Annotated in this window: 16 protein-coding genes; 7 read left to right on the forward strand and 9 right to left on the reverse strand. The window is 36.0% G+C overall.

Going from position 1 to position 15,679, the window contains the following annotated elements; genetic code table 11:
* Positions 1-69: 69 nt before the first annotated feature.
* The 9 genes from BW951_RS16440 to BW951_RS16485 form a co-directional block, all read right to left on the reverse strand.
* A complete protein-coding gene (locus BW951_RS16440) occupies positions 70-1,497 on the reverse strand; it encodes a tetratricopeptide repeat protein (protein ID WP_076394873.1) in 1,428 nt (475 codons plus the stop codon).
* Positions 1,498-1,618: 121 nt separating this feature from the next.
* A complete protein-coding gene (locus tag BW951_RS16445; RefSeq protein WP_139326190.1) occupies positions 1,619-2,485 on the reverse strand; it encodes a hypothetical protein in 867 nt (288 codons plus the stop codon).
* 14 nt (positions 2,486-2,499) lie between these two features.
* Positions 2,500-3,369 carry a hypothetical protein gene (locus BW951_RS16450; RefSeq protein ID WP_076394876.1) on the reverse strand — a complete coding sequence of 290 codons (870 nt, stop codon included), beginning with the start codon at positions 3,367-3,369 and terminating at the stop codon, positions 2,500-2,502.
* Positions 3,370-3,597: 228 nt separating this feature from the next.
* Positions 3,598-3,969 (reverse strand): hypothetical protein, encoded by a 372-nt coding sequence (locus BW951_RS16455; protein WP_076394878.1) that lies wholly within the window; start codon positions 3,967-3,969, stop codon positions 3,598-3,600.
* A gap of 101 nt (positions 3,970-4,070) precedes the next feature.
* Entirely contained in the window at positions 4,071-4,529 is a 459-nt protein-coding gene (locus BW951_RS16460) for a transposase (protein WP_076394880.1), read from the reverse strand.
* Between the two features lie 207 nt (positions 4,530-4,736).
* Positions 4,737-5,309, reverse strand: coding sequence for a hypothetical protein (locus BW951_RS16465; RefSeq protein WP_076394882.1), 573 nt, complete (start codon positions 5,307-5,309; stop codon positions 4,737-4,739).
* An 82-nt stretch (positions 5,310-5,391) separates the two neighbouring features.
* Entirely contained in the window at positions 5,392-9,147 is a 3,756-nt protein-coding gene (locus tag BW951_RS22415) for a DUF11 domain-containing protein (protein ID WP_084196467.1), read from the reverse strand.
* Between the two features lie 63 nt (positions 9,148-9,210).
* Positions 9,211-9,738 carry a hypothetical protein gene (locus BW951_RS16480; protein WP_139326191.1) on the reverse strand — a complete coding sequence of 176 codons (528 nt, stop codon included), beginning with the start codon at positions 9,736-9,738 and terminating at the stop codon, positions 9,211-9,213.
* Positions 9,739-10,106: 368 nt separating this feature from the next.
* Positions 10,107-10,376: a hypothetical protein gene (locus tag BW951_RS16485; RefSeq protein WP_076394886.1), complete on the reverse strand. Its 270-nt coding sequence runs from the start codon at positions 10,374-10,376 to the stop codon at positions 10,107-10,109.
* A gap of 101 nt (positions 10,377-10,477) precedes the next feature.
* Between BW951_RS16485 and BW951_RS16490 the strand changes: the two genes are divergently transcribed.
* From BW951_RS16490 to BW951_RS16520, 7 genes are all read left to right on the forward strand, one after another.
* Positions 10,478-11,149: a MarR family winged helix-turn-helix transcriptional regulator gene (locus tag BW951_RS16490; protein ID WP_076394888.1), complete on the forward strand. Its 672-nt coding sequence runs from the start codon at positions 10,478-10,480 to the stop codon at positions 11,147-11,149.
* Positions 11,150-11,153: 4 nt separating this feature from the next.
* Positions 11,154-12,623, forward strand: a complete 1,470-nt coding sequence (locus BW951_RS16495; protein ID WP_076394890.1) for a phytoene desaturase family protein — start codon at positions 11,154-11,156, stop codon at positions 12,621-12,623.
* Positions 12,624-12,625: 2 nt separating this feature from the next.
* Positions 12,626-13,462 carry a phytoene/squalene synthase family protein gene (locus tag BW951_RS16500; protein ID WP_076394892.1) on the forward strand — a complete coding sequence of 279 codons (837 nt, stop codon included), beginning with the start codon at positions 12,626-12,628 and terminating at the stop codon, positions 13,460-13,462.
* Between the two features lie 25 nt (positions 13,463-13,487).
* Positions 13,488-13,958, forward strand: a complete 471-nt coding sequence (locus tag BW951_RS16505) for an SRPBCC family protein (RefSeq protein ID WP_076394895.1) — start codon at positions 13,488-13,490, stop codon at positions 13,956-13,958.
* A complete protein-coding gene (locus BW951_RS16510) occupies positions 13,958-14,416 on the forward strand; it encodes a sterol desaturase family protein (RefSeq protein WP_076394897.1) in 459 nt (152 codons plus the stop codon). The genes BW951_RS16505 and BW951_RS16510 overlap by 1 nt, the downstream gene beginning before the upstream one ends.
* 2 nt (positions 14,417-14,418) lie before the next feature.
* Positions 14,419-15,126: a lycopene cyclase domain-containing protein gene (locus tag BW951_RS16515; RefSeq protein WP_076394899.1), complete on the forward strand. Its 708-nt coding sequence runs from the start codon at positions 14,419-14,421 to the stop codon at positions 15,124-15,126.
* Positions 15,127-15,307: 181 nt separating this feature from the next.
* Positions 15,308-15,637 carry a rhodanese-like domain-containing protein gene (locus tag BW951_RS16520; protein WP_084196468.1) on the forward strand — a complete coding sequence of 110 codons (330 nt, stop codon included), beginning with the start codon at positions 15,308-15,310 and terminating at the stop codon, positions 15,635-15,637.
* The last annotated feature ends 42 nt before the right edge of the window (positions 15,638-15,679 follow it).

The following is a 15,679-nucleotide window of genomic DNA, read 5'->3' on the forward strand; positions in this document are numbered from 1 at the left end:
TTATTTTTCTGTTTAGCTCATCAAAAGTCTGTGGAATTTTTAGTTTTGATAATGCATGAAATCTATGTGTTAGTATAGCCTCTTTCCAAGATTTTTAAACCATAATTCCGTAGTTTCTTCGGTAGGAATATTCAGTTTGGTTCTCAGATTATGCTTTCTGTTCCGTACTGTACTTATTGTTCTGAAAGTGTAGGTTGCAATATCTTTTGCATTGAATCCCAAATAAATATAGGCACAAAGCGTAAGTTCTGAAACTCTTAATTTCGGATCGATTTTCAGAAGCTCATTAATTACTTCGGGATACACTTCCTGAAAGCGGGTAAAAAACTCAGGACTGTTGCTTTTTGCCAACTGAACAATATTTTCGAACGATTCATTTACTTTTTGCTGAAGCTGCAAATTTTCCTCTTCCTTTATGGTAAGCAATGCACTGTTTTCTCGTTTTTTAGAATTATATTTTTTAAGCGTATAAATGTATATGATTATAAATAATATAATGGTAATCATTAAAATGACATACAGTGTAGTGTGTGATTTTTGATTTTTAAGATCCTTTTCCCGGATAATTTTCTTTACGGGAAGATCGTAGATTTTTTGTTTTTCAACAGAAAGGCTGTCATGGATTGCAGAGTAGTTCTCAAAATTTTCGGATGCTTTTTTATATTCGTTCATCAGCTTGTAAGCCTGAGCTAATATTTTTTGCGTCTCCATAATATCCTGTGGCTTGTTCAGCTTTTCTGAAATGGAAATAGATTTTTCAAGATAGGAAACCGCTGTTTTGTAATCTCCTTTTTCCAGATAATATCTTCCCCAGTTTCTATCCAGTACAGACCTCTGAAATATGGGCAGCATTTTAGATGAACTGTATTTCTCGCCTGCTTCCAGATAATACCTCGCCGAATCCATATTTTTATCCAGAGAAATATAATATTTTGCCAGTCGGGACGATGTATACGTTGTAGGTGATGCAAGATGAGCTTTAAGAAGATCGGCATACATATTTTTGTAATCTTTCTGATGCTCATAGATTACAGATCTTAATCCATACAGATATTCCAGATCCTTTTTCCTTTTATTCTTTTGCGCCTGATGTATTGCTTTTTTATAATGGTTCAGTGCCAGTGTATAAAATCCTAAATTGTGATAACATCTTCCATATTCTCCGTTTATCCGTATCTGGAGTTCATCGTCATTAAGGTTTTCACTTTTGGCTGCGGCAATATCCAGATAGCGCAGACTTTCTTTTGTGTTATAAAGGTTGCTGTAAGTGTTTGCGATGAAAATATATCCTTTCACGGAAGCTTTATCATCCTTAATAGATTCATAACCGGAGATTAATTCCTTGCAAAGAACGATTGCCTCTTTAAATTTACCTTCTGCACGGAGAACATTTAATTGGAGATAAAGAGAATCCAGTTGCTCCTTAGATTTTTGTCCAAAAGCAATATTAGAAAAAAATAAAATAAAAAAAATAAATAGTGCTTTCTTCAGATTCATAAAGGTACAATCGCGTTACTAAAATTAATTAAAATTTTAAAATATGATCAATAATAATTTAAAAAATAGACAGATTTAATAATCTGCCTATAAGATATTCCTTTGGGGAACGATTTGATTTCTATTGAACTGCGAAGGCACTGATTACATTTTCTCCCCACATTCCGCCGACATTTTTCAGCCTTCCCGGAAGTCCCGCCGAAGATCTGGTAACACCACCTATGATGATGTAGTACCTTTTGGTGGTACTGCTGGAATTATTAAGCATTAAGGCTCCGTTTATCATCGCATATTTGGGAACTCCACCCGTTGGAGCCGGACCGTTAAAAATATTTCCTAAAAATTTTGTTTCGTCAAGATCTGCGGTTGGAGCATAAGGACCCGAACCTTTTGCAGAAACTGGTGCGTCCGTTAATGTTACTCTGGTCCAGAACCAGTCGTCTCTTGTAAGAGTGCTTGTTCCGGAAATATTATCATAAGCAAGCAATAAAGATATATTTACCTGCCAGTTTCCGGGAGCCAGATCTATGTATGAAGTTGTCGCATAGAACCCTGTGGAAAGATCAGAAGAATTAAAATTATAAGAAGAATTATTCAAAGACAGATCAAAACCGTCTGCAATATTTCCTTTGTATGATTTCAGAGCAATATATTCCCAGTGCGCGGAACCGTTTTCATCCGATATCAGTGCTTTGTTTTTAGCTTGTCGCCCGTCTGTAAGTCTGAAACCGTCTATCGGATTACCAGCCGTTCCTCTGGAGTTTATTTCTAATTTTCTGCTGGGTGTGGCAGTCCCTATTCCTACGTTTCCGGAAGATAAAACAATAAAGTCATCTTTTTGCTGCGAAGCAGACGGATCTCCGGTTGAAGGATTATTTTTATTTCCGTCGATGTGGAAAATACCACGCGGATTTTGAGTATTGATTCCTACCTGAGAATAGGCGGAGTTTAAGATGATCATCGAAATAATGACAACTATTTTTTTCATAGGTTATTTGTTTGTTAATCTTGTTCTATAGCGTAAGCTGTGATTTTATTATCCTTCCATATTGCTCCGCCCATATTTTGCAGAATTCCTGGAATATGAAGATTAGAACGGGTAAAACCTCCTGCTAAAAGATAATACCTTTTCATGTTTGCGGAAGGATTGTTGATGATGAGGTTTCCGTTAATCATAGCAAATTTATTTCCTCCGGAAACAGCAGAACCCGGACCCTGAAAAACTTCACTTGCCCATCGGCTGTTGTCTACCAGATCAACGGACGGACTTGCCGGATTACTTGTGCCGTTGTCCGAAAGGGTAGTTCTCAGCCAAAACCATTCATCCTGATTCATCGTGGAATTCGCATCTGCAGTATAAGGAATAACGAGATCCATTTTCACCCGCCATTTTCCGGGGGGAAGATCAATGTACGAACCGGTCTGATAAAATCCTGCATTGTAATTGGATGGATTGAATGAAAAGCTTGTACTGCTGATATCAATATCAACTCCCGCTCCCATCACGCCACGATAAATTTTTTGTGCAGGGTACAAAAGCCAGTGTGCAGAGCCATTGTCATCCGAAACCAGCACTTTTCCTCTTCCTTCTGTACCGTCTTTAAGCATAAAACCGTCTTGGGGTGAAAGCACAGTTCCGCTGCTGATATCTAGTTTTGTTAAAGGTTTTGTGGTTCCGATTCCCAGATTACCGTTGGTAAGAATAGCAACATCATTTTTCTGTTGCGAGGTACTTAAAGCGCTTCCCGATGAAGGATTGTCTTTCCCTGCATCAATATGGAAATTTGCCAGTGGATTAACGGTATTAATTCCTACCTGAGAATGTGCATGGGAATAAATTAAAGCTAAAAAAGAAATACATAATTTTTTCATACAAACTGTTTTTGTGTAATTTTTTTTGATCAGAAATCTGAAGGATAAACAGCAAAAACTTTTTTCAAAACTGAAAAAAGTTTTATGCCGTCTTAGTGTTCATGTGTGTTTTTACCTCCTTTCATTTGGATGCGCAAAGAAAGCGGATGAGGGTGGTAATGTCAAAAAATACAGTTGCCTATCTTGTATCTATTTTTATTAATGTGTTGATTTTTAATAATTTAATTTTTAAACGTCTTTACTTTCTGATAATAATGTCTGCGGATAAGCATTTTTTATTTTGTAAAGTTTCTTCCATTTGTAGATGGTGTTTCGGCTTATTTTAAACTTCAGGGAGGTTTCTATATTGCTCATATTGTATTTTTTTTGATGCTCAACAATCTTCCTGATATCCGATTTTTTATATGACCGGTGTTTTTGGTTAAAGTCTTTGTTCTGTTCATTTTTACCGAAAATTATATGGTTAAGATGAATGATATCAAAAGTCGTAAGAGATTTTTTATTGAGTATTTCGCTGCAGTCTTTTCTTTTTTCCGGATATTTTTTATCGAGAATGTCGGAAAAAATGAGTTTATAATTAGGTTTTAATTCTTTTTTCATAAGTAAACTGTTTTTAACGATTTTCCTTAGCTTTTTTATTTAAAATTGTAAACAAATTTTTGTACAGATCTAAACAATACATGATTACAATTTTTTATAATTTATTTAGATAAGTCATCTTTCGTTTTCTGGTTTTCATACTTATTAAACCATTTATAAAGCGTGGTCTTTGGGATGCCGTATTTTTCGATAACCTCCGATTTTGTGTACTCGCCGGAATTAATCTGTTCCAGTATAAAATCTATGATTTCTTTGGTATAGATATTTTTACGAAAAGAAGGAAGATGAGACTTCAGCGTTCTTTTTTTTATTAAATCGGATCCGGAGGAAGTGGGAGGGGAGTATAGGATCAGATGCTGGCTGTAAATCCTGAAAAAATCATATTCCAGAAGTTTAGACCATTTCAAAAGGGTTCCGGAATCTATGCTTTCGGAAATCAGCATCTTTTCAATTTCATTTTCTGTCGTATTCATGAAATTGCAAATTCTTGTAAGATCTGTATTCGTCTCGATAATCCTCTGATTGATGAGCGAGCCGATATGAATATTTTTAAAGTTCAAGTTGTGTTAATTTTTAATTCAATGATCAAAATAAGAGCAACATTTTTAGATAAGAAAAAAAACAGCGATCTATCATGATACTACTTTTTTATAAGTTTTTTATATTCAGTATTTTAAATATTTCATTACCCCGTTACTTACAAAAAGTCCGCTTTAAGAATTTTTAAAACGGACTTACATTTATGATAAAAAATACGATATTTCTTCTCAGGGTTTCCAGAACGTCCATTTCTGCCCGTTGAAAATAATAAGGCGATGTTTCGATGCATCAGTCGGATGTTTAAGAAATGCCATCATTCCCGGAGACGGATTCTTAATATTGTTAAAATTAGTTACTATTGGCAAAACCAACGCTTTGTTGGGAGAATCCAATACCAGAACACCGTCCGTAGATGTGCCTGAATTTCCGATAATTGCCCTTGCTCCGTTGAAGTCATTTAAAGGTAATGCCTGTGGTGTTTTTACCGTATTTTCTATGGCAGTGGAGTAGCCGGAACGGATGCTTAAATCTGTCCAGCCCGTATTTTCATTTTTTACTTTTACTTTATATTCTGCATTTGAAGAAACATCAAAAATAAAAGTTCCTCCTTTAGAATTATTGGCTCCCGAAGGTACGGTTTCCGTATAAGGAAGAATAATCCCTTTGTCGTTATCTGTCCCGAATTCTAACAGAACAGAAGTACTGCTGACATTTCCTACAGAATTTGCCGATCCTATCCTTACCTGCGAAAAAACTTCTCCGAACATGAAAACGAATAATATAATTGCGGTCTTTTTCATTGTTTAAAATTTAAATTAATAAAAACGATAATAAAAGCAACCGGATAAATCATCATTTAAACGGTTGCAAAAAATGAGTGAATTAAGGACATCCTTGTGTGCTGAAACATTTCCAGCCTTCGCCGGCTCCGGCTCCTGTATAAATTTTCATACATCCTGCTCCGGCATTTTCATCGGTATCGAAAACCATCATTCCCACAACCGGAATGGCAATCGTAGTTTCAGGGCTTGAATTTCTTGTGATTACAAAACCTTTTGTTTTGGCTTCAAGCGCAGTATACGCTGAATTTCTGATCATCGGCCAGCTTGTACTGCTTCCTCCGGCTCTCCCCAAAATGGTAATTCCCTGCTTTACAGGATAGGTTTGTCCTGCTGCTAAAGTGGGATCTTCATAGCAAACACATCCGTTTATCAGTGCATTCTGAGAACTTCCGATGCTTTGTCCGGTCGTATTGCTGTACCCTGTCGGTAATGATGAAAATTGCGGAAGACCAATATTAATTCCTCCTGTACTTACGCAGGTTGCAGAAGCACAGAGATTTTGGTTTACCGATGTGCTTCCTCCGCTGAGCGATCCTCCTGCAGTTACCAGTTCAGAATTGGCAATATCGGCTCCTCCTTCGCCTGCATCAGAACAGCCGTCTGCATCGGAATCTAAGTCTAGTCTATTGGGAATTCCGTCACTATCAGTATCACAAACCCTATACGCAAATAAAGAATAAGCAACAAGTTCCGCACTATCCATACCGGTACTGGTTACTGTAAAAGAGCTTACTAAAGTGTCACCAATCCCCTTGAGTATCATAAACTGGTCATTAGGACCGGAGGTCGCATTATAAATACCTGTAGCTGTATTATAATTACCCAAGTTAGAACCAGTTGCAGGAACTAGGATTCCATTAGGCTGATTTCCGTTAATCTGAAAAGTATAAACAACATTGGGACTCAGATTGTCGGGGTCTAAATCAAAGAAATAAAATCCTATTTCTGATGCTCTTACTGGTGTAGAGAAGGTATAAGTAAAACCAGCATCACCAAGTTTAGCTCTTCTTGTTTGTCCACCTTGCTGATTGATCCAGAAATTTACCTGTCCGTCATTCAGATTCTGAACCGTGGATTGAGTAGTTGCTCCGGGCATATTTACCGTTAGATTAGAGGTTGTAAAACCTAACCATGCTCCAGAAGTATTCTGGGCGCGGAAACCCAGACAATCTTCATTAATATCCGGAATACCGTCATTATCATCATCCAAATCGGTACTGTCAGGAATAGAATCTCCATCGCTGTCGGGAGTTACTGTAACAGTAGAAGAATTGTTAGCCAAAACCGGATCTGCCTGTGTGGCTGTTCCGCTGATAGCTGCTGTATTTGAATATATTCCATCTGCTTTTACAGTAGCTGCTATTGTAAGTGTAGCACTGGCTCCGTTTGCCAGATTGCCGATCGTCCAGTTCGGAGCAGTCCATGTTCCTACAGAAGGTGTGGCACTTACGAAAGTATAACCGGAAGGTAAAATATCATTTACAACAACATTACTTGCGGAATCAGGACCCACATTGCTTGCGGTAATAGTGAAGGTGACATTACTTCCTACTCCTGCTGTTGGATTATTTACCGTTTTTGTTACCGCTAAATCTGCAATTATTGCCGTTGCTCCAAATTCAGATGTATTTCCGTTTGTATCTATGGCAATAGCAACCAATTTATCTCCCGAAGAAAATGTAGCACCAGATACCAATGTTAAAGTCTGATTGCTAAAAGCATTAACCACTCCGCTGATGCTTCCTAAATACTGGATGCCTTCACCGTGATTGGCTACTCTGGAACACGCACCGCCTGTAATTGCTCCGTTTTGGTCTCCGTCATCTGCAACTTTATAGAACTGAATGGTTTTATTACCTGCAATATCTCCTCCTGCCGTTGATTCGTTCCCATTACAGATGCTTACATATCCTGAAACACTTAGTGTGGTTGAAGAAGTAATGCTGTAGCTTGTAATTACCGGATAATCTAATAATAAGTTAGGCTGATTGGCTGTAGTTGCCCCGTCATTCGGAGAAACACCATCGTTATTTAAATCAATTGGTAAACCGCCATTGTTATAAAATATATTTCTGGAAATTCTGTTTTGGGTTGCGTTTCCAGAAACATTAACTCCTCCTCTCGTAGCTAAGGTAGCGGAGCGTCCGTTATTTGCAATGATATTTGCTTCAATATTGTCTCTTATCCCATCATCATTAGAACCAATGACTGTATTTGCAACAGAGCCTGTTCCGCTTGCACTTAAAAGAACACCCGAACCGCCGTTACCCAATGGAGTTACTCCATCGGCACCTACACCAATATAATTACCCATAATGATATTGTTATCAGCCACTAAAGAAGCCGAAAGAATATAAACCCCATTTCCGATATTCCCGGAAATAACATTTCTTTCTAAATCATCAAAAACATTATCGCTGTCTGTACCTATTCTGGAATTGATTGTTCTTGAAAAATTACCACCGGCAGCAGCATTAGCTGTAATTGTACCACCAAATTGTCCATTGGGCAAAGCTATATTTCCTGTGACATCTACACCGATGTAGTTTCCGGCAACCACAATATTTCTGGTTCGCAAAGCAGCATCTGTAGTATTGTTCGAAGTGGTTCCGAATCCTCTGCCATAGTTGCCAGAAATTATATTTCTTACATCTGCGGCTACAGCAGCAGTGTGTTTCGTATCATCGAAACCAATCACGATGTTTTCGGATATAAAATTAGAGGCATTCTGTTGGATATATACTCCGGGCCAGCTAACGGTATCGTCTCCATTTAGACCATTGGGTCTGGCTAGTGTTCCCGATTTATCTGTACCAATATAATTACCTGCTATAGCGACATTGGAAACACCTTCTAAGTTGATGCCATATAAACTACAGTTGGAAATAATATTTCGCTCTAAAGCATCTGATATACCATTACCATCGGTACCGATAATAAAGTTATTCCCAATGATTCTTTGAGCAAATATACCGGCTCCGTTACTCCCAAGAGCAGAACCTATACGGGATGATGTAGTACCATCTGGCAGTAAACCAATATAATTTCCGGAAATTCTTAAATTGTTATAGGTAACCGAAACTGAACCGGGGTTGTTATTTAATGTAATAGCATCACCAGTGGTAACATTTGCAATAACATTCCCTTCAATATTGTCATCAACGCCGTCTCCATTTGTGCCAAAGACAATATTTGACATGGTTGCGCGTGTACCATTAAAGCCTAAATGGATAGCGGTGCTCCTTAACGTTGTTCCTGATGTTGCCGTTCCATTGGCGAATAATCCGAAATAATTTCCCCAAATATGAAAATTGGAGGTTCCGCTGTATATACCAATACAAGGCTGACTGGAGTTTCTGGTATTGTATATTGCCAAACCACTTACAGATGAATTTCCGGCAGAGGATTCAAATTCCAATACTCCCAGTGTTACGAGAGAGAGGTTTCCGGCATTTATTTCAATTAAAATAGTTCTGCTGCCTATTGCTCCTGTACCCGCACCGGGCTGAGAATACCCACGAATATTCACGGGATTTGTAATATTGGGCAAAAAACTGGCAAGAACAATTGTTTTTACACCAGCTCCCGGGATATTAAATGTAATATCGTCTGATGCAGCCGTCGCATTAGCATTAATAATTGCCTGTCTTAGTGATCCTGTACCTGAATCATTTGTATTCGTAACAGGTATAGTCGCTGCTTTCAGGCTGTTAACGGTGCTTAAAAGCAATAACATCAAAAATAGAGCAAAGCTGAATTTTTGATATTTTCTATAAAAAATGGTAAAGAATTTCATTATTTTAAAAATTTTATTTATTGGTTATGATGACCAAAATATTTCATCAGATTGTTTTTTCATTTAAACTGAAAGAGCAGGAGGCGGTCTTACAGAAAAGCATACGTTGGCTGGTTGAGAGAAAAAATGAAAAATTTTTGAATTTAAAATTTTTACTTCACTGTAATCATAATCTTGGTTTACAAGATATTTTGTTACAGCTATGTCTATAACTTTAAAAACCGGCGTAGATGTTACAGCGTAATTGTTTCTCTTAGTTGTTTGAAAGTGATTGTTTATATTGGGGAAATCTTTAAAATTTACCTCGGTAGATTCTTTCTTTTCTATTTTTTTTCCTGCTGTACTTTTATTTGCCGAATCAAGTTTTCCTGAAATACTTTTGTGTTTTGTTCTTCTTTCCCTGAGACTTTTTTTGCTGTTTTTTTCAGACGAAATTTTAACAGATAATTTATGATCTATCGGAACTTTTGTTATAACTGAGTCGAATAATGATTCTTTTTCTGCATAAATATATGTTCCTTCTGATACGAAAATCTGAGAAGGACAGAACTGAACAAGCAGTAATATAAAAACAGTAAAAACTTTTTTCATTTTAAAAAAGTTTTTTGCAGATGGATAAATAAAACGGGACAATTGGAACTGATTATGTTTTCTGGTTCAAAGGAACGCAAACAAACCTGTTCAAAAACAAAAACAGCCTATCTATTGTGTATCTATTTTATTTTAATATGTTGAATTTCAGTTATTTATTTTTTAAACTTAACATAATTGAGCTTTTGTCTTTCTGTTTTGTTTTATCTTTTTGAAAAATTGAATTGGGATTTTTCTGAACTGTTTCAGGAGATAAACAATGCAGAATTGAGATGTTTTACATCGGGAATTTTGGGGTTGGAAATAAATAAGGCATTCTGAAATTTTCAGAACGCCTTTCATAAGTTTAGTGTTTTCAATTGTTGTTTCTAGAAAATCTCAGAAGCAAACATTTTCTTGTTGAGGTGTGCAATATGAGCTTTCAGAAAAGCATGAAGTTTGGTATTTTCTATAATGGAATCGGAAAATGTAGGGACAATCATAGATTTATTGGAAACAATATTCCGCATTATTTCATATTCTTCACCAAAAAAGATATCCAATCCGAATTCTTTTTTTACACAGGAATGCAGATAATCATCAATATACTTTTTAGAATCAACAGAAACTGCTTTTTCCGCATCAGAATTATTTTTCATACCCAGATCTAATAATTTTTAAAGGTAATGAAAAATATTTAAGTGTATAAATATTTATTAATTTAAATTAAATAGTATATTTGTATACTAATTTTTACAAAATGGAATATTCTTTGATTAAAGACATAATAGGATTATTAGAAGAATTTGAAACAGAAAATTCCGGAAATTTATATTCTAAAGATCTTCATGGATTTAAATCCTGGATATTTGATAAAGAGTCTTCTAAAAATAAGGATAAGCAGACTGAACCCTATTGGGAAGGAAAAGAAAGCGGGAGAACTCCTGAAAGTGCTATTAATACACTTTTGGTTCATCTCAACAGATATGCAAAAACTTATTCTAAATCTGCAATAGCCGATTCCGAATTTTCTACACAGGAAGAATTTATATACCTGATTAATTTAAGAGCTTACGGAAGAATGACCAAAACAGAGCTTATTAAAAAAAATATTCAGGAAAAACCTGCGGGAATGCTTATTATTACCAGATTATTAAAACAGGGTTGGATCGAACAGACCGAATCTGATGACGATAAACGGAGTAAGTACATCAGCATTTCAGAAAAAGGAATAATTGCCCTGGAAAAGCAGATGGAGAAGATCCGCAATGCCACAAATATTGTTGCAGGAAACCTAAATCATACAGAAAAAATGGAACTTATACGTATTCTGAACAAGCTTGATCGTTTTCACCACCCGATATTTTCCAGAAATATCGACAGCAAAGATCTGATTAATACGGTGTTTAAGGAATACACTTTTAAAAACTAAAACTATGAGCAAAAAAGTAGCAATTATCGGTTCAGGATTTTCCGGCTTGTCGGCAGCTTCTTATTTATCTAAAGATGGATACGAAGTACATGTTTATGAGAAAAACGGTGATGTGGGAGGAAGAGCCAGACAGTTTACCACAGATAATGGTTACGTTTTCGATATGGGACCAAGCTGGTATTGGATGCCCGATATTATAGAAGCTTTTTTTAATGACTTCGGAAGGAAATCTTCGGATTTCTACGATCTTATTCCTTTAAATCCTCAGTTTGAAATGGTTTTTTCAGACGGAGTAATGGGAATTCCGGAAAATTATGAAGAAATGAAAAGCCTTTTCGAAAGTATTGAAAAAGGGGCAGGAGAGAAGCTTGATGAATTCATGAACGACGCACAGTATAAATATGAAGTCGGCATGAAAGATTTCGTAAACAAACCCTGCCATTCATGGTTTGAATTTGTTTCTCCAAAAATTGCAAAAAGCGCTTTAAAATTAGATTTATTGACCAATTTTCAGCGTTTTGTAAGAAAATATTTCAAAAATCCTAAGCTTATTATGCTCATGGAATTTCCCGTAATATTCTTGGGAGCAGCACCAAAAGATATTCCCGCTTTGTATAGTCTGATGAATTACGGCGGTTATAAGCTGGGAACATGGTATCCGATGGGCGGATTTGCGAAAGTTACTCAGGCAATGATGCAGATCGCTTCCGAAAACGGAGTGCACTTCCATTTCAACTCCAATGTAGAAAAAATTATTCTTGAAAATAACAAAGCCGTTGGTCTGAAAATAAATGGTGAGGAATTAAGATTCGACACAATCATAGCTTCATCAGATTATCAGCATACCGAAACCTTATTACCAGAATCTCACAGAAATTATGATGAAAAATACTGGGAAAAAAGAGTTTTTGCTCCTTCATGTCTTATCTATTATTTAGGTTTTAACGAAAAAATTCCTAATCTTATCCATCACACTTTATTTTTTGAAAACGATCTTGAACTTCATACAAACGAAATTTACGAAGATAAAAAATGGCCTACCAAACCATTGTTCTACGCTTGCTGCCCTTCTAAAACAGATAAAGATACCGCACCGGAAAACGGAGAAAACGTATTTCTTCTGATGCCTGTAGCACCCGGAATTGAAGATTCTGAAGAAATGAGAGAAAAATATTTCCTTGAAATGATCTCAAGACTGGAGAAACATACCGGAACTTCGGATCTTATTGCTAAATTAGAGTATAAAAGAAGTTATTGCGTAGAAGATTTTAAGAAAGATTATAATGCATACAAAGGCAATGCATACGGTCTTGCCAACACCTTATCACAAACTGCAGTTTTAAAACCATCTGTAAAAAATAAGAAAGTAAAAAACCTTCTTTACACAGGTCAGCTAACGGTTCCGGGACCCGGTGTTCCTCCGTCCATTATATCAGGTAAAATAGTCGCCAGAGAAGCAATTAAATTGAATTAACTATGAAAAAACTTTTTGATGACCTGTCTTACAAAATAAGCAGGGAAACGACCAGACAGTACAGCACCAGCTTTTCTTTAGGAATTATGGCGCTTTCTCCGAAAATCCGAAATCCGATCTATGCCATCTACGGTTATGTGCGTTTAGCCGATGAAATCGTAGACAGTTTTCATGATCACGATAAGCAGAAGCTTCTTTCAAAATATAAAGAAGAAACATTCTGTGCTTTGGAAGATAAAATTTCCCTGAATCCGGTGCTTCATTCTTTTCAGGAAACCGTTCATCAATATAAAATCGATCATGCGCTGATTCATCAGTTTCTGAAAAGTATGGAAATGGATCTTCAGAAAATTGATTATAATTCAGATTTGTACAAAGAATATATTCTGGGTTCTGCGGAAGTCGTAGGATTAATGTGTCTTCATATTTTTACAGAAGGAAATATTGATGAATTTGAAAGGCTGAAACCATATGCTATGACTTTAGGATCGGCTTTTCAGAAAGTGAATTTCCTTCGCGATATGAAAGATGATTATCAGATTTTAGGCCGTTCTTACTTTCCGAATGTTGATATTTCATACTTTGATAATGCAGTAAAAGCCCAGATTGAAAAAGAAATTGAAGAAGAATTCAAAATTTCGCTGGAAGGAATCAGAAAGCTTCCTCCATCCTCAAGATTCGGCGTTTATCTGGCGTACAGATATTATATTTCGCTTTTCAGAAAGATTAAAAAAACATCCGCTGCCAAAATTATCAACCAGAGAATAAGAATATCCAACGGAAGAAAGCTTTCTTTAATGATGAGCAGTTACGTACAATATAAAACTTCTTTTTTGTAGATACATTTACTTTATACCCTTAATAATGAGACACAGACTATACAGAGAGCAGCAGCTGAATTGTGATATCGAAACCGCATGGAAATTTTTTTCTTCGGCAAACAATCTTTCCAAAATTACTCCTAAAGAGATGAACTTTGTTGTCCGCACCAAAATGGAAAACGACGAAATCTACGAAGGAATGAACATCGATTATTACGTTTCTCCTTTGTTCGGAATAAAAATGAAGTGGAGAACGAAAATTATTCAGGTAGATTATCAGAAGAGTTTTACGGATTTTCAGGAACAGGGACCTTATAAGCTGTGGCATCATCATCACGAGTTTATTCCCAATGAAAATGGTATTTTTATGAAAGATACTGTGGATTACGAATTGCCTTTGGGATTTTTGGGAGAAATTGCACACAGCATTCTGGTAAAGAAGAAAGTGGAAGATATTTTCACGTACCGATACCGAATTTTGGAAGATATGTTTAACAAAAATACCACGAAATAATGAATTTTCTGATTGTAGCAGCCACTTTCTTCATTATGGAAGGAATGACGTGGATCATTCATAAATATGTAATGCATGGTTTTTTGTGGTCACTTCACAAAGATCATCATGATCACAGCAACGACGGACCATTGGAAAAAAACGATTATTTCTTCGTTATTTTCGCTGTTCCCACCATTATTCTGATGTATTACGGAACCATGCAGAATTTCAATCACTGGTTTTACATCGGAGTCGGAATTGCCCTGTACGGAATGGCTTACTTTTTCGTTCATGATATTTTCATTCATCAGCGTTTTAAAATTCTGCGAAATACCCAGAATCCATACCTTTTGGCGATCAGAAGAGCGCACAAGCAGCATCATAAGCATACAGGAAAAGAAAGAGGGGAGTGTTTCGGATTTCTTTGGGTTCCGGTAAAGTACTTCAAAATGTATTTTAAAAAACAAACTACCTGAAAATGCTTCAATATACGTATCTGTTAATCAATTTTTTTACGGTTATCGTCTGTTTTATTTTTTCCTTCCATCATAAGATAAAATTCAACAGGCATTTTAAGGCATTTATCCTTGCTTCCTCTATTGTAGCCCTGTTTTTTATCGTTTGGGACATCTGGTTTACCAAAATAGGAGTGTGGTGGTTTAATGATAAATATCTTCTGGGACTCAGAATTGTAAATCTGCCGATTGAAGAAATCTTATTCTTCATCTGCATTCCGTTTTCGTGTATTTTCACCTACTTCTGTCTGGATAAATTCTTCAGGCTCGACTGGAAACCGGAAATGGAGAAAATATTTGTTATTTTTTCCATCCTTACTTTGGTTATTCTTGCATTGTACTGCAACGACAGAATTTATCCTTTTATGACGTTTTTAACAACGGCAATCAGTCTTTTTGTACTGTATTTCATATTAAACGCAAGATGGATCGGCAAAGCTTCTTTTATTTATCTGATTCTGATGCCCGGTTTTTTAGGGGTAAACGGAATTCTTACCGGAACAGGACTGGATTCTCCGATTGTAAATTACAATCCTGAACATTTTCTGGGAATCAGAATTTTGACGATTCCGATTGAAGATACGGTCTACGGTTATGAAATGATTCTATGGAATATTTTCCTGTTTCAGAAATTTAAAAAGAAAGAACAGACGATAGAAGAAACGGCATAATTTTATCATCATCAAAATAATTTTCCCGTTAAATCTATTTTTTCTGGTCACAGTTCTTCGGAGTCTGTGGCTTTTTTTTCGTCAATCTTTTTTCAGATTAATTTAGAAAAATACTTATGTAACAAAAGTAGCAGTAAAGCCATTTTTAAATCCTGAAATTTGTTCAGAAAATATTTTAAAAATGAACTTACTATCCATATTATTTGGCAAAAAAGATAACTCCGCACTGGAAAATGCATTGAAGAACAATCCTTTTCTGGTCGACGTGAGAACTCACTCCGAATTCGCTTCAGGAAGTGCAGAAGGTGCAGGAAATATTCCTCTGAACGAAATTAAAAATCAGATTTCAAAGTTTACAAACAAAAACCAGATTATTGTATTCTGCAGAAGCGGAAACAGGAGTGCCATGGCAAAAGGTATACTGGAAAAAAATGGCATTTCCAATGTGGTGAATGGCGGAAGTTTAGAAAATGTGGTAAAAACGATGCAGAAAATCAAAAATCTAGGTTGATTTTAAGCAGGAATAAAATCTTCAGTAAAATAAAAAATCAAA

This window comes from Chryseobacterium gambrini, assembly GCF_900156825.1.
Lineage (GTDB): Bacteria > Bacteroidota > Bacteroidia > Flavobacteriales > Weeksellaceae > Chryseobacterium > Chryseobacterium gambrini.

Bases quoted from the DNA above. Each gene is read 5' to 3' on its own strand.
- BW951_RS16490 (WP_076394888.1), top strand. From the start codon at position 10,478: ATGGAATATTCTTTGATTAAAGACATAATAGGATTATTAGAAGAATTT.
- BW951_RS16495 (WP_076394890.1), top strand. From the start codon at position 11,154: ATGAGCAAAAAAGTAGCAATTATCGGTTCAGGATTTTCCGGCTTGTCG.
- BW951_RS16465 (WP_076394882.1), bottom strand. From the start codon at position 5,309: ATGAAAAAGACCGCAATTATATTATTCGTTTTCATGTTCGGAGAAGTT.
- BW951_RS16505 (WP_076394895.1), top strand. From the start codon at position 13,488: ATGAGACACAGACTATACAGAGAGCAGCAGCTGAATTGTGATATCGAA.
- BW951_RS16450 (WP_076394876.1), bottom strand. From the start codon at position 3,369: ATGAAAAAATTATGTATTTCTTTTTTAGCTTTAATTTATTCCCATGCA.
- BW951_RS16485 (WP_076394886.1), bottom strand. From the start codon at position 10,376: ATGAAAAATAATTCTGATGCGGAAAAAGCAGTTTCTGTTGATTCTAAA.
- BW951_RS16520 (WP_084196468.1), top strand. From the start codon at position 15,308: ATGAACTTACTATCCATATTATTTGGCAAAAAAGATAACTCCGCACTG.
- BW951_RS22415 (WP_084196467.1), bottom strand. From the start codon at position 9,147: ATGAAATTCTTTACCATTTTTTATAGAAAATATCAAAAATTCAGCTTT.
- BW951_RS16480 (WP_139326191.1), bottom strand. From the start codon at position 9,738: ATGAAAAAAGTTTTTACTGTTTTTATATTACTGCTTGTTCAGTTCTGT.
- BW951_RS16455 (WP_076394878.1), bottom strand. From the start codon at position 3,969: ATGAAAAAAGAATTAAAACCTAATTATAAACTCATTTTTTCCGACATT.
- BW951_RS16445 (WP_139326190.1), bottom strand. From the start codon at position 2,485: ATGAAAAAAATAGTTGTCATTATTTCGATGATCATCTTAAACTCCGCC.
- BW951_RS16515 (WP_076394899.1), top strand. From the start codon at position 14,419: ATGCTTCAATATACGTATCTGTTAATCAATTTTTTTACGGTTATCGTC.
- BW951_RS16440 (WP_076394873.1), bottom strand. From the start codon at position 1,497: ATGAATCTGAAGAAAGCACTATTTATTTTTTTTATTTTATTTTTTTCT.
- BW951_RS16510 (WP_076394897.1), top strand. From the start codon at position 13,958: ATGAATTTTCTGATTGTAGCAGCCACTTTCTTCATTATGGAAGGAATG.
- BW951_RS16500 (WP_076394892.1), top strand. From the start codon at position 12,626: ATGAAAAAACTTTTTGATGACCTGTCTTACAAAATAAGCAGGGAAACG.